Here is a 13,641-nt window from a genome sequence, read left to right as displayed (position 1 = left end):
GAAAATCCAAAGAAAAACCTCAGCCAAAAGTCACACGCATAAGTTGAACGCCGACTTTTTCTGACCGTGGAAATTTACACATAATTTTGGACTTGATCCTGATCAATCATTAATTATATTATATTTAAAATTTGGATATTATTATGAAAATAATACCTGCCTTTTTTATATGGAGGTGGAAGGGATTTAATGCGTAATTTGATCATCATTTTCTTTTCTATTTTCGTTTTGGCAGGGTGTACAATGCATGAAGAATCAAAGAAAACCAATATCGTAAAAGTCGATGATCGAGCCTTTTTCATTTCAGATCAGCAATTTCCTGAAAGAGCATCGTTCTTTCGAAAAGCTTTCAGAGTAACGAAGACCGCTGCTTGTACGTTGGATCGTAAAAATGCAGGAGCCAGAAACAAAGAAGCGTTAAAGAGCTATCCACCAAAGGATGGATTTGATCGGGTGCAGTGGCCGCTTGCCATTTGCAGGGAAGGCGGGGCCGGCGCTTATGTTGAGTATATTGAGAGTGAAAAGAATGAACAGGTTGAGAAATGGTTACAAAAAGAGTTAAGTAAGTATCCTGATGGTACACCTCTTTTCTTTCACATAGGAGATCGTCCGAAGATGAATATCATAACAGATCAAAAGGAACGAAATTAGTATGAAGCACTCTTGCTTGAAATAAGTTTCCTTCAAACAATCCGTGCTTTAAATAGTAGGAAGATGAAGAAAAAATGAGCTTTTATCTGTCTGCTGATTTGTTTGAAGGCGATCATCCCGCATGGGATCAAGTTTTATGAGAACGAGGGCGATTTAAATCCGAATTTAAACTGGGAGTGCTCTTGTTTCGATTAACGCAATTGCCGATACAACTGGGAGATATTCCTGAGAAGTGAATTGGGGTGTGGACAGACAGCAGCTTTGAAGTTGATTAAACCATAAAGCGAGCCTTCATGTTGAGCCTCGCTTTTTCTTTATGGTAAGATAAACCAACTGAGTTTGGAAAAGTGGAGTGATCTTTCCGTGAAAAAAGCCAACCGATTAATCAACGAAAAATCTCCTTACCTTCTGCAACACGCCTATAATCCTGTCGATTGGTATCCATGGGGACCGGAAGCATTTGAGAAGGCAAAACTGGAAGACAAACCGATTTTTCTTTCGATCGGCTACAGCACTTGCCATTGGTGCCATGTGATGGAACGCGAAAGTTTTGAAGATGAACAGGTTGCGAAGGTATTAAATGAAAATTTTGTTTCGATCAAGGTGGATCGTGAGGAGCGTCCGGATGTGGATCACATCTACATGACGGTGTGCCAGGCGATGACGGGACATGGCGGTTGGCCGCTGACGATCATTATGACGCCGGAGCAGAAGCCGTTTTTTGCCGGCACTTACTTTCCGAAAGAGAGCCGGTACGGACGGACGGGCCTGATTGAGCTGCTTGAACGGGTGGCACGGCTTTGGAAGTCGGAGCGCAAGCGGGCCGATGAGATGAGTGGCCGGGTCACGGAGGCGGTGCAAGCTTATCTTGCTCCCGATGAAGCAGGGGAGTGGGGCAAGGAATTGTTTGATTATGCTTTTGAACAATTTGCCAGTCAATTTGACGAGGTGTATGGCGGATTCGGGGATGCCCCGAAATTTCCGCGGCCGCACGATTTCCTCTTTTTGCTGCGGTATTGGCGGCAGACGGGTGAAAATGAAGCGTTGCGCATGGTGACGTCTTCACTTGCAGCGATGCGAAAAGGGGGTATTTTTGATCATCTCGGTTATGGATTTGCGCGCTATTCCGTTGACCGGGAATGGCTGGTTCCCCATTTTGAAAAAATGCTGTACGATCAGGCGCTCTTGGCGCTCGCTTACATAGAAGCGTTCCAGGCGACGGGTGAGAAAAGCCATGCGGAAGTGGCGAGCGAGATTTTTACTTATGTCCTGCGGGATATGACTTCCCCGGAAGGCGGTTTTTACTCGGCGGAAGATGCGGATTCCGAGGGAGTGGAAGGGAAATTTTATGTCTGGACTCCCGGGGAGATTCAGGAAGTGCTCGGACCGGAAGAAGGGGCGTTCTTTTGTGAAGTGTACGGAGTGACGGAAGAAGGGAATTTTGAACACGGTACATCGATTTTGAACCGGATTGGAGTTTCCCTGGAGGAGATGGCAAAACGACGCGGTTTGTCTGTGGAGGAGCTTAACCGGAAGCTGGCCGAACAGCGGGAAAAATTGTTTGCCGTCCGGGAGAAGCGGGTTCATCCGTACAAAGATGATAAAATCCTCACTTCCTGGAACGGGCTGATGATTGCGGCACTGGCCCGCGGCGGCCGGGTTTTGGGAGAGACGGAGTATACGGATGCGGCCGTGCGTGCGGTGGAGTTTATCTTTAACAATCTGACCCGGGAAGATGGCAGGTTGCTTGCCCGTTTTCGCGATGGAGAAGCGAAATACCCCGGTTATCTGGATGACTATGCTTTTTTGATTTGGGGTTTAATCGAGTTGTATGAGACGACATTCCAGGCAAACTATCTCACACGGGCCATTTATTTGACCAAAAAGATGATCGAGCTGTTTGGCGATGAGAAAAATGGCGGTTTTTATTTTTACGGAAAAGATGCGGAGACGCTTTTGGTCCGGCCCAAGGAGATTTATGACGGAGCGACACCTTCGGGCAATTCGGTGGCTGCTTACAATTTGATCCGGCTGGGAAAATTGACTTCGGACGAGCAGCTTTTGAAGGAGGCGGATCGCCAACTTCGTGCTTTTGCCAAGGCGATTGATTCCTCGCCGATTTCCCATTCCTTTTTCTTGATTGCCATGATGTTCGCCCAGGGGCCGAGCAAGGAGATCGTCATTTCCGGACGTCCCAATGATGTCGATACGAAGGAAATGATTCGGATGGTGCAGCGGGCTTATCTGCCGGAAGCGGTGATTGCACTGCAACCGCGGGGAGATGTGGCGACGACGATGAAAATTTTCATTCCCAATGTGAAGGAGAAAGAGCCGGCGCAAGCGGAAAAGCCTGCCGTTTACATCTGCGAGAATTATGCTTGCCAGGCGCCGATCAGGGAGATAAAAGAATTGAAAGAAGCGCTCAAATAATAAAAGGGACAATGAAGGGCACAACCGATCAAAAAGGTTGTGCTTTTTTCTGTTCCCTTCCCGGGATCATCTTGATGTGGAACTTTTTCTTTTGAGAGGCTTCGGTTTGGACGATTATATAAGTCGGCTGATACCCGTTTTTTTGGAAACGGAATTGATAACGGCCGGGAGGAACGTGCCATGCAAAACAGCCGTTTCGGTCTGTATAAACTGCAATGTCCGGGATCGGTCCGGCTGTTTTCCCGGCCGGTTCCGGAAAGACCAATACATGCTCCAGGGGAAAGCCATGATGATCGGTGACTTGACCGCTGATGGTGCTTTTGCCCTCATTGGCAAAGAGGGACGCGGAGAAGGGGAGGAGAAGAAGAAAAAGGAAAAAGAGAGTGTAACAAGCTGATGAATAGCGGGAAAATGTCATGGTTGGCCCAAACTCCTTTTGCCAAAAAGGTGTCCGCCAACATGAGAAAGCGCTTGGCGGACATCCTTCCTGTGTCGATTCAGGAGGCCGGAAAGCCCCTTTTTACTGTTGTCGCCATAGATTCAGGTTATTAAACACTTCCTGGGTGATCCTCGTTCCGCTATTATATCCGTTGTACCCGTAAACACCATTGGTATGGATCGCGATGGAGCATACCCCGCATCCCCGGGAATTTTCCTGATAGACCGGGGAACCGCTTTGTCCTCCATATGTATCGTTTGAATAATAGAGTTTGTACGCTGTGGATTTGCGAATCTGATCCCTGTCTTCCCATTGCGTGCCGTATTCTTTATCGCCGGGATAACCGCTAAGATTCTCAGGCGTTCCGTCCAGCGAACCGCTTTTCCAGCGATAACCGAACCAACCGGCTGAATCTCCGATATCCCAATTCAATTTGATCGCGCCATAATCGTAGGAGCCGTCTCCATCTTCCGTCCACCCGGTCACGGAATAGAACGTTCGGGCTTTGGCTGAGCCATAAGGAAGGTCGTTCCCGTTTCGGCCGGGGTACACATTGGCGAAACTGGCCCATTTATGTTTGTTTGGATCATATACACAATGTCCGGCGGTCACAACCGTATCCGGGCTGATCAGCCAACCGGTGCAGCCGCCGATATCGCTTTCAATTTTTACGATGGCACTGTAAGGATAGACGGAGGGATCCTGCACTTCGGTTCGTTCATCCTGTCCGATGACAGATTCCTCTCCCAAGTGTCCGGCAGATTGGTTCGATGTTCTTGAAGAAGATGGGGCGAATTCATGGATGCGTTTGTTCGTTCCCGGATGTCCTTTTACATAGGCTCCGTTTTGCGTCTGAATCACATCATCAGGCTGACCGAACACGGTGCGGTAAGAACCGTCACTGGAGACGGGGGTATGGGGGGAGTCATTGGCCGCAGACGCTTGTCGGATCGGAAGAACGCTTGTCAATGGAAGCAGGGTTAACCCCAGAAGCGCTGTTGCCATGATCGTTTGTCGCAAGCTGAATTTGTGTGACATGAGCAAATCTCCTTCCCAGTTTATGACTGTCACCGAATATTATAAATAAAACCAAAATTAGGGACAATTGGACATTCTTGTATAGACGGAGAAAATAACGGAAAAGTTGCATGTTGAAATAAAAACGAATTTGCATTGAATTATTTTTTATTTATGAATTAGTTTATTTTTCGTTTATTAAATACTGTTAAATCCAAATGATTTAACCCGAAGCTGCGGAACGCATGGATGAAAACGGGCAAGAAAATTTCTATTTTTGGACAAATTTATCGGCCTTTTTGCTTCTCCGGGCAAAGTTTCCGGTCAATCAGATGGTTCGCTCCCCTCTCCCAGTTTTTTCATCTCCGACATAGATGCCCGTTTTGAAAAACTCCTCCTGAGGGGATTTACTTTTAATGATTATCATATTATAATTATTATAAAAATGTTAACCTGAACAAACTTATTTGCAATCAATCAAAAACGAGAATCGTTTTCAATGGATGTGTGCGGCTCCGGCAAGCGGGGTCGCTTCGCTTGTTTTAAGGTAAATAAAAATGATCATTATTCTCAAAAGGCGGTGTGGCGAATATGCAAATGGAGGTCTTGCCGGATAAACGGCATGCAACAGTCTTCACTTGGCTTCATAATTGGGATTGGAAACGACATATGGAGATGATGGCTGCCGTAATTTGCGGTGTTTTGCTGTTCGTGGCCTGGTGGATGCAAAAAGAGAGATTGGGGCTGGCGCTTGCGTTGTTCATCGCTGCTTATGTGATCGGAGGATTTGCCAAAGCAAAAGAGGGGGCCGCCACCCTGATCCGGGAGAGAGAACTTGATGTAAATCTGCTCATGTTTGTGGCCGCGATCGGAGCAGCGGCAATCGGCTATTGGCTGGAAGGCGGCATGCTCATCTTTATTTTTGCGGTCAGCGGTGCCTTGGAGAGCTATACCTTGGCCAAAAGCGAAGGGGATCTGTCTTCGCTGATCAAACTGAAACCGGAACAGGCCCGCTTATGGACGGAGGATGGCGAAGAACACCTGGTGCCGGCAGGTCAATTGAAACAAGGGGATCTGATTCTGGTGAAACCCGGTGAACGGATCGCGGCGGACGGGATGATCAGAAAAGGAGTGTCATCGGTACATGAAGCGGCGATTACCGGCGAAGCGATGCCGGCAGAGAAAAAGGAAGGCAGCGAAGTGTATGCCGGGACGACCAATGGGGAAGGTTCCCTGATCATTGAAGTGACGAGGGCGGGGGATCAGAGTGTGGTCGCCCGGATGGTCCGGCTGATTGAACAGGCGCGTTCGGAAGTGCCGCCTGTGCAAACGAAGATTGAGCGAATCGAAAAAATCTATGTGAAGGCGGTATTGCTGCTGACTGGTTTGCTGATGCTTTTGCCCCCTGTTTTTTTTGACTGGTCGTGGAAAGAGAGCTTATACCGTGCGATGATTTTTCTGGTCGTCGCATCTCCCTGCGCCTTGGTCGCCTCCATTTTGCCTGCTCTGCTGGCGGCGATTTCAAACGGCGCGCGGCAAGGAATCCTGATCAAAAGCGGGAAGCAACTGACCAACCTGGCCGGCTTGAAGGTGATCGCTTTTGATAAAACGGGCACCTTGACGGCAGGACGTCCGCAAGTGACGGATATACGGCCTTTCGGAGAATGGTCGGAAACGGAACTGCTTCAGGCTGTCGCCTCGATTGAAGGGTTGTCCGAGCATCCGATCGCCCGGGCGTTTGCGGAATATGCAGCGGCCAACGGAGTGAAACCGGAAAAAGTGGAATCCTTAACGGCGCATCCCGGGAAAGGAATTGAAGCGGAGTATAAAGGGAGCCGTTGGTTTATCGGGAAACCGCGTGCATTTTCCGAGCAAAACCGGGAGGTCGGCGAAATCGTCCGAAAATGGGAGGATGAGGGGAAAACCGTTATTTTGGCGGCAAAGGACGGGGAGATAGCCGGCTGCTTCGCGCTGCGCGATCAGATTCGGCCGGAAGCGGCAGAGATGGTGCGCGAATTGAAAAAGCAGGGGATTCTCGTGGCCATGTTAACCGGCGATCAAAGGAAAACCGCAGAAGCGATCGCCGAAGAAGCGGGAGTTGATCTCGTCTTTGCCGATCTGCTGCCGGAAGAAAAAGTGCGGTTGGTCGAGGAGCTAAAAGAGACATACGGTGAGGTGGCGATGGTAGGGGACGGTGTCAATGATGCTCCTGCCCTCGCCCGTGCGGGAACCGGATTTGCCATGGGAGGAGAAGGGACGGATTTGGCTCTGGAAACGGCCGATGTCATCCTGATGAAAGACGATCTCTTGAAAATCCCGTATTTGATCAGGATGGCGAAAAAGCTGAACCGCGTCGTAAAGCAAAACGTGATCTTTGCTTTATCGGTGATCGGTCTGCTGGTGGCGGCTAATTTCATCCAGTGGATGAATCTGCCGTTTGGCGTGGTGGGGCATGAAGGAAGTACGATTTTGGTTATTTTAAATGGACTGCGTTTGTTGAAGTGAACTACAATGAAAAGGGAGAAGCTGACCGAATCCGGCGTTTCTCCCTTTTTGCTGTCTTCAAAACTTTTAAAGAAAAAACGTTGGTTGTGATGGTTATCAATTTCGGCGGTAAAAGCGGATCAGTTCGGCATTTGGTTTTTCATTTGCCAGACTTATCTGAATCATGCGGACCAATTTAGCCCGCGACCGGTGTGCTGATTCAATCATTGCTTCCAACATGGCATCGGCGTCAAGCGCATACCAGTCAATCTCATAGCCTGTATTCAAACCCAGACAGCGAATGAACTCCCGCTGAGCCCGTCCGTTTCCCTCGCGAAAAGGGTGAAGCATGTTGATCTCCGCGAGATAATAGGCGGCCCGGTCGGAGAAACTTTCGGCATCCAGTCCAGTCAGATACCTCTCGGACCGGAGTTCGGCAAAGATTCGTTCTGCTTGGGGACGAAGGAAATAAGGCAAACAAAAAACGGTCGGAGGTTTTGAGATCGTTTCCGTCCGGAGTTGACCTGCCCACTCGTACACATCTTGAAAGAGATACCAATGGATCCGTTGCAGATGGAGTAGATCAAAATGGCCGAGGATCGGTGACTCCATCAACTGCACCAGGCGTTTGGAAGTCATCAATCTCTCCCAGACAGCGAGTTTCTTCTGATCACGCAGGCCTCGTTTATTTTTCAAGATCGTTGTACCGGGATAAAAGTAAGGAGATTCCTTCAATCTCTGGTACTATCCTTTCAGTGCAAGCTCCAGTGCCTTGCGGTCATATTCTTCTTCGGAGATTCGCCCTTCGCAGTAAGCGAGGAGTAGTTCTTGTTCAGGTTTGCTCAGATGAACGCCTTCATGTTTCAGTGTCCCAACGGCCCCCCGGAACTTCGCTTTTGGCGATATCTGCTTGGGAGAGTCGGTGATTTGGTTGGCAACGCCCATTTGAGTTGGCATCCTTTCCATTTTGAGGTTCACCTCTATTTTATCATTTGCGGCCGGGGACCAACAATGTTCAGCCGCCCCGTTTACGGCACGTTCCTATTATAGGTGGGAGGGGATGTCTCTTATACCCGGAAACACGATGCAAAAAAAAGGCACAGATCTTCGGATCTGCCAGCTTGTTGACAAAGTTACGAAACCAAGGACTGCCGGGGCCGGGTGTTTTTCCTTGCTCCCGTTTCTACTGTCGCAAAAGCCACTGCTGAAAAACACCCATGCCCTCCTCTGGCGTTGTTAACAGTTTTGCAGATCTTCCTGAACTGCGCGCAATCGGCGATGATGAACATATTACTTCAACTGATGGGATTTAAACGCGACCAATCTCCCTGTTGTATGGAAAATGCGGTGAGGTTTGGTCACGTGGCCGTGTTTCGTCAGCCAAGCATAACCTTCCTTTTTGGCTTCTTCGTCCGTTTTCGCCTTGAGTGCTTCGTCGAATAACACTTCTCCCTTTTCATCATAAACGGTCATATGGTACACGACTGGCTCACCTCATCTTTTGTGTGAGTTGTGTGGCAAATCAAATTTATTATAGCATGTCAAAGTGAAGCATTCAGTTTGATCTGCGCCTGATCAAGCGCTTTTTTCAGATCTTTTCTCATTTCCCGCTCGACTTCGCTTTTCTTCTCATTTTCGGTTTGGGCGACGACACGAATCATCGCTTCAGTAGTGCTGATCGTTTCCACCCCCAGCACTGTCGGGCCGTTTATAATGCCAGCCATCTGCTGTTTGAGGCGGTTGCATTCCTGTTCCAGAACGGAAATGGCCCGGTCGAGGTCCGCATCTGCCGGGATGGGGAGATCGACCTGCGCCTGTTTAAACCCGCGTGAATGGTTGGTGAGCGATTTTACATCCCGATTGAGGACAAAGTGAAGGTCCCCGTCACTGTCACGCAGTTTCAGCACGCGCAGACCGACATGCTCCACAGTGCCGGAATATCCGTTCACGGTAATTTCCTCGCCGACATGAACCTGATCTTCCATCAGCATAAAAAATCCGGTAACGATGTCGGCGACCAAATCTTTGGCCCCAAAGCCGATCGCCAGGCCCAGGACGCCGGCACTGGCCAAAATGGCAGAGATATCAATGCCGAATTCTTTGAGTACGGTAACCGCGGCAATAAAAAAGATTACATAGGTGGATACGTTGATCAACAAGCTTTGTATCGTTTTCAGGCGCTGCTGCGTTCCTTTGTTCAGCCGCTTGCTCTGATTGGTCAGGCGAATGATGATTTTGCGGATGACGGAAAGAGCGATCAGTGAGATGACAATAATGAAGATGCTTGCGAGCAGGGAATCGAAGATTTTGGTGAAATCGATGTGAATCCAATTGGATAAATCAGGCATAAAAAAGTTCTCCTCCTTGTTGCGCATTCGGATTGAACGGTCTATAATCCTCTTCATGATATTTTGATTGCAGAAAAAGGGAGGTGCTGAATCGATGGTCGAACGGTGGTCGATTGCACGGTTTCGCATATTGGTGCTGATCGTCTGTGTTGCCGGGATGACCCAGGGATTGCTCATTCCGCTCCTTACCACTTTACTTGACGAGCAGGGAATAAATCCGGCCGTCAACGGTTTGAGCGCAGCAGCTCTTTATATCGGAATGCTCATCGCTTCGCCGTTTGGGGCAAGGGTGGTGAAGCGGAAAGGATTGAAATGGACAATTTTGTTTGGTTTGTGCACAGTGGGTGGAGCGACCATTCTGTTTCCTCTCTCGTCCAATGTCTGGATTTGGAGTTTCCTGCGTCTTGTTGTCGGAGCAGGTGACAGCTTATTGCATTATGCGACCCAGCTGTGGATTACGACAACCGCTCCTGCCGTACAAAGGGGAAAACGGATTTCCCAGTACGGTTTTGCCTATGGGCTCGGTTTTGGCATCGGCCCTCTCGGCATGAATTTGCTTGTTTTTGGAAAGTTTATGCCGTTTTTGGCTGTCCTGGCCGTTTTGGGCATCTCTCTTTGCTTGTCGCTGCGTCTCGATAATGGAAGCCTGCCGGAGTCGGCAGAGGTTGCTTCCGGGAAAAGGCAGCGGAACGGGGCGCAATTGCGGCGAATTTATCTGACGGGTCTGGTTGCGCTGTGTCCTCCCGTTTTATACGGTTTTCTGGAAACGGCGCTGTCGGGAAACTTCCCGGTGATCGGTTTGAAAGAAGGTCTCTCCAAAGGATGGATCTCCATCCTGATCTCCGCCTTCGTCTGGGGGAGCTTGCTGTTGCAGGTACCGCTCGGAACGCTGGGAGACCGGATCGGCCGTAAACGAATCCTGATCGCGACCTGCTGTTTGGGTTCGCTCGGGATGTTTCTGATTCCTCTGTTGCTTTCAAATGTTATCTATCTGTTCATCGCTTTTACATTGATCGGAGGCTTCGTCGGTTCTCTGTTTTCCCTCGGCCTTGCTTATGCCACGGATCTTTTGGCTGCCGACGATTTGCCGGCAGCCAATGCGATTGCCGCCATGCATTTCAGTGTCGGCAGCATCCTCGGCCCCTATCTGGGCGGTTATCTGATCGAGTGGTTCGGGAGTCCGGCGTTGTTTTGGTTTATCGGCAGTTCGCTTTTGGTTTTTGTTCTGTTGGCGCTGCTGTATCCCGTCACGCATAAGCAGGAGGAAATCGTTCGGAAGAAAGCAGTCTAGAACGATTACGTCTGTTTCTGTTTAACTTCGCGCACCGGCAATTCATACTCGAAGCCGTCATGGGCGAGCAGCGTTTGCGGAAAGACGCTTCTGGCTTCTTCGAGCAATTCGGCACAATCTTCCTCTTGAAAGCGGGAACTGATATGATTTAGAATGAGACGTTTTGCTCCGGATTGTTTGGCCACTTCCGCCGCCTGGGTGCAGGTTGAATGAAAGAAAGAAAAAGCCAACTCTTCCTGTCCGGCCCGGTAGGTCGATTCATGGATGAGTATATCTGCATTGCCTGCGAGTTCGAATGCGGTCTTTGTGACGCGGGTATCACCGAGGATGGCGATGATTCTTCCCGGTACTGGCGGAGACAGGAACTCTTTGCCGTCGATGTGCCGCCCGTCCGGGAGCAAAACCGTTTTTCCTTCTTTCAATTCTTTGTAAACAGGACCGGGTGGAACGCCGATTTCCTTGAGGCGCTTGGCATCGAGCCGCCCGGGCTGTTCTTTTTCCATCAGCCGAAAGCCGAATGACGGGATGCCGTGATCCAATTTCTTGACCAGAATGGAGAACGCTCCTTCCGTAAACCGGCTGCCGTCGGCGATTTCCTCCACCTTCAGCGGATAGCGGAGGAATGTCCGGCTCGTTTTCAGAGAGATTTCAATGAATTCGGCCAATCCCGGGGGGCCGTATACGGTCAGCGGTGTTTCCGCTCCCTGAAAGGAACGGCTTCCCAGGACTCCAGGCAAGCCGTAGAGATGGTCCCCGTGCAGGTGGGTGATCCAGATGTGGCTTACCTTACTCAGCTTTACAGGTGAAACAAGTATTTGATGCTGGGTTGCCTCTCCGCAGTCAAACAGCCAGGTTTGTCCTCCGTATTCCGGCATGACCAGGGCGAGGGAAGAAACGTTGCGCATTCTGGAAGGAACCCCCGCGCCGGTACCGAGGAAATAGAAGATCATCCCTTTTGCATCCTTTCTTCATCAAGACCGCTTTCGGTCGCCTGTCTGTTCCGGTTAAAGTCCAGGACCCACCTGGCTGCTTCGGCTACGGAATGCACGATATGAGCCGCTTCTTTTTGCACAGCCGGGTCGGCACCAGCCATGGCAAAGCTGTGCGGAGTCATCCGGAGCATGGAGATATCGTTAAAGGAGTCACCGATGCAAGCGACTTCCTCAGCTTTCAGGCCCAACCTGTCGATTAATTTTTCAATGGCAGCACCTTTGGAAATCCCGTACGGCATGAAATCGATGCAATCTTTGTCGGAAATAAAGGTGTCCAATTGTCCGCGGTATTTGGTGTTAATGTGTTGTTCCAGTTTTTTGATGGTTTCGAGATCACCAAAAAAACAGAGTTTGCTTGGAAGGATCGAGTGACCGATTTGTTCCGGCACATGCGGATCTTCTTTCACCGGCATCTTCATGCGTTGTTCAATCGCCCGGATCTCCGGGGTTTTGGCCTTCACGAGCATGTCGTTTTCCTGATTGATGAAACAAGAAAGTCCGAACGGGAGTGCCTCCTGGTACAGTTGACGCGCGAGTTCACCGGGAAACACGGCGGAACTGAGCTTTTCATTTTCCGTCGTATAGAGAAAAGCGCCGTTTTGACTGATGCGGTGGGCATTGATGCCGATTTCTCCCGCGATGCGCGTCAGTTCTTTATCCATGCGGCCTGATGCGAGGCAGAGGATCACCCCTTCGCGCTCCAATGTCCGCAGGGCGGCCTGATCGGCTTCCGTAACGCGCTTTTCATGGTTAAGTAAGGTGTTGTCCAGATCGCTGACAAATAATCGAATCATGCTATACACTCTTTCTATGTCTTTTGTTCCACCGGTATCTCCCATAGCGTACCACAAAGTGTTTCATTTTTCATGATCCCGGATGACAGAGGGAAGATTCTTTTTCATCCATACATGGAAAATATTGAACAATCCGGAGATGAGACAGTTTAAGCCAACTCGGGAGGGTCATGGAGGAACCGGAAAGATAAGGGGATACCACGATCTGACCTGCAATAAACATTCACAGAAGGAGAAGACAAGCATTTATGATTATGGACAGCCTTTTTATCATCGGCTTGTTATTCATATTCCTTGTCATCGTTGTTTTGGTTTCGGTTTTCAGGCATTTTTCCCGGATGCCAAAACCTCTCTTCAAGGAGCCGGCCAACTTCCTTAAGCCAAAGTGCTGGAGCGATGAAGACGTTACTGTTGGCTGGGTCGGCCATTCGACGGTGCTGATTAATCTGTATGGCACCAAGATTCTGACCGATCCCGTTTTGGGGCGGCGCGTCGGCGTCCATCTGGGGATCCGGGACTGGACGATCGGTCCCAAACGGCATACGGGACCGGCTTTGTCCATTGAGGAGTTGGGACATGTCGATCTGATTCTGTTGTCTCATGCCCATATGGATCATTTTGATTTCCCGAGCTTGAAAAAATTGGCTCATTCCGGCACCAAGGTGGTTACGGCGTCAGGAACCGGACATTTATTGAAAAAGATGCCTTTTTCCGAGGTTTTTGAGCTGGGAGGAGAGGAAAGCATCGATTTTCGCGAATGGGGACTCACCATCACGGCGGTTCCGGTCAAGCACTGGGGGAACCGTTTTCCGTGGAATAAGAGTTACGGATACACGGGGTATTTGCTTGAAAAGAGGGAACAACGGATTTTTTATCCCGGTGATACCGCCTATACCCCGAATCTGTCCAAGCTGAAGGAAAAGGGGGAGATCGACCTGGCCCTGATGCCGATCGGCGCTTATTTCCCCGATTCGTTTCAGTGGGCGCACTGTACGCCGGAGCAAGCTTGGCAAATGTTTAAAGAGATCGGAGCAAAATGGCTGGCTCCGATCCACTGGAATACATTTGTCCTCTCCTATGAGCCGGTCGATGAACCGATCCGGCGCCTGAAGGAAGCAGCAGGGGAGGAAGCGGAACGGATTGTCTGGCAGGAACAGGGAGAAGTTTTTTGTTTGAGCAAAGCCGTCCGCTGATC

General features: G+C 49.7%; 13 protein-coding genes. 5 read left to right on the top strand and 8 right to left on the bottom strand.

The window, feature by feature from the left end; translation table 11 throughout:
- The first annotated feature begins 189 nt into the window (after positions 1-189).
- The gene (locus I8U19_RS06590; protein ID WP_052154152.1) at positions 190-651 is read left to right on the top strand and encodes a hypothetical protein; all 462 of its coding nucleotides are present in this window, start codon (positions 190-192) and stop codon (positions 649-651) included.
- 363 nt (positions 652-1,014) lie between these two features.
- Positions 1,015-3,081: a thioredoxin domain-containing protein gene (locus tag I8U19_RS06585; RefSeq protein ID WP_198055503.1), complete on the top strand. Its 2,067-nt coding sequence runs from the start codon at positions 1,015-1,017 to the stop codon at positions 3,079-3,081.
- Between the two features lie 28 nt (positions 3,082-3,109).
- Here I8U19_RS06585 and I8U19_RS17630 read toward each other — a convergent pair whose 3' ends face one another.
- On the bottom strand, positions 3,110-3,346 hold the full coding sequence (locus I8U19_RS17630; protein WP_370589200.1) for a carboxypeptidase-like regulatory domain-containing protein: 237 nt from the start codon (positions 3,344-3,346) through the stop codon (positions 3,110-3,112).
- Positions 3,347-3,601: 255 nt separating this feature from the next.
- Positions 3,602-4,558: a trypsin-like serine peptidase gene (locus I8U19_RS06575; RefSeq protein WP_033100837.1), complete on the bottom strand. Its 957-nt coding sequence runs from the start codon at positions 4,556-4,558 to the stop codon at positions 3,602-3,604.
- A 570-nt stretch (positions 4,559-5,128) separates the two neighbouring features.
- On the opposite strand from I8U19_RS06575, the gene I8U19_RS06570 reads away from it, so the two are divergent.
- On the top strand, positions 5,129-7,042 hold the full coding sequence (locus I8U19_RS06570; RefSeq protein ID WP_198055502.1) for a heavy metal translocating P-type ATPase: 1,914 nt from the start codon (positions 5,129-5,131) through the stop codon (positions 7,040-7,042).
- A gap of 96 nt (positions 7,043-7,138) precedes the next feature.
- On the opposite strand, the gene I8U19_RS06565 is transcribed toward I8U19_RS06570, so the two are convergent.
- The 4 genes from I8U19_RS06565 to I8U19_RS06550 form a co-directional block, all read right to left on the bottom strand.
- Positions 7,139-7,660, bottom strand: coding sequence for a Fic/DOC family protein (locus I8U19_RS06565; RefSeq protein WP_152568533.1), 522 nt, complete (start codon positions 7,658-7,660; stop codon positions 7,139-7,141).
- A gap of 105 nt (positions 7,661-7,765) precedes the next feature.
- A complete protein-coding gene (locus tag I8U19_RS06560) occupies positions 7,766-7,987 on the bottom strand; it encodes a hypothetical protein (RefSeq protein WP_033100840.1) in 222 nt (73 codons plus the stop codon).
- Between the two features lie 324 nt (positions 7,988-8,311).
- A complete protein-coding gene (locus I8U19_RS06555; RefSeq protein ID WP_232330858.1) occupies positions 8,312-8,494 on the bottom strand; it encodes a YhzD family protein in 183 nt (60 codons plus the stop codon).
- 68 nt (positions 8,495-8,562) lie between these two features.
- Complete coding sequence (locus I8U19_RS06550) at positions 8,563-9,369, bottom strand: mechanosensitive ion channel family protein (RefSeq protein WP_198055501.1); 807 nt, start codon at positions 9,367-9,369, stop codon at positions 8,563-8,565.
- A gap of 94 nt (positions 9,370-9,463) precedes the next feature.
- Here I8U19_RS06550 and I8U19_RS06545 point away from each other — a divergent pair, with 94 nt between their 5' ends.
- On the top strand, positions 9,464-10,660 hold the full coding sequence (locus I8U19_RS06545; protein WP_081943813.1) for an MFS transporter: 1,197 nt from the start codon (positions 9,464-9,466) through the stop codon (positions 10,658-10,660).
- Between the two features lie 5 nt (positions 10,661-10,665).
- Here I8U19_RS06545 and rnz read toward each other — a convergent pair whose 3' ends face one another.
- Positions 10,666-11,610: a ribonuclease Z gene (gene rnz, locus I8U19_RS06540; protein WP_033100844.1), complete on the bottom strand. Its 945-nt coding sequence runs from the start codon at positions 11,608-11,610 to the stop codon at positions 10,666-10,668.
- Positions 11,607-12,446 carry a Cof-type HAD-IIB family hydrolase gene (locus tag I8U19_RS06535; protein WP_033100845.1) on the bottom strand — a complete coding sequence of 280 codons (840 nt, stop codon included), beginning with the start codon at positions 12,444-12,446 and terminating at the stop codon, positions 11,607-11,609. The genes rnz and I8U19_RS06535 overlap by 4 nt, the downstream gene beginning before the upstream one ends.
- A 248-nt stretch (positions 12,447-12,694) precedes the next feature.
- Between I8U19_RS06535 and I8U19_RS06530 the strand changes: the two genes are divergently transcribed.
- Positions 12,695-13,639: an MBL fold metallo-hydrolase gene (locus I8U19_RS06530; protein ID WP_198055500.1), complete on the top strand. Its 945-nt coding sequence runs from the start codon at positions 12,695-12,697 to the stop codon at positions 13,637-13,639.
- Positions 13,640-13,641: the final 2 nt, after the last annotated feature.

It is taken from the genome of Thermoactinomyces sp. CICC 10523, from assembly GCF_016055105.1.
GTDB lineage: Bacteria > Bacillota > Bacilli > Thermoactinomycetales > Thermoactinomycetaceae > Thermoactinomyces_A > Thermoactinomyces_A daqus.
Note: the sequence above shows the minus strand (reverse complement) of the source record. Positions and strands in the feature narration are given on the sequence as shown.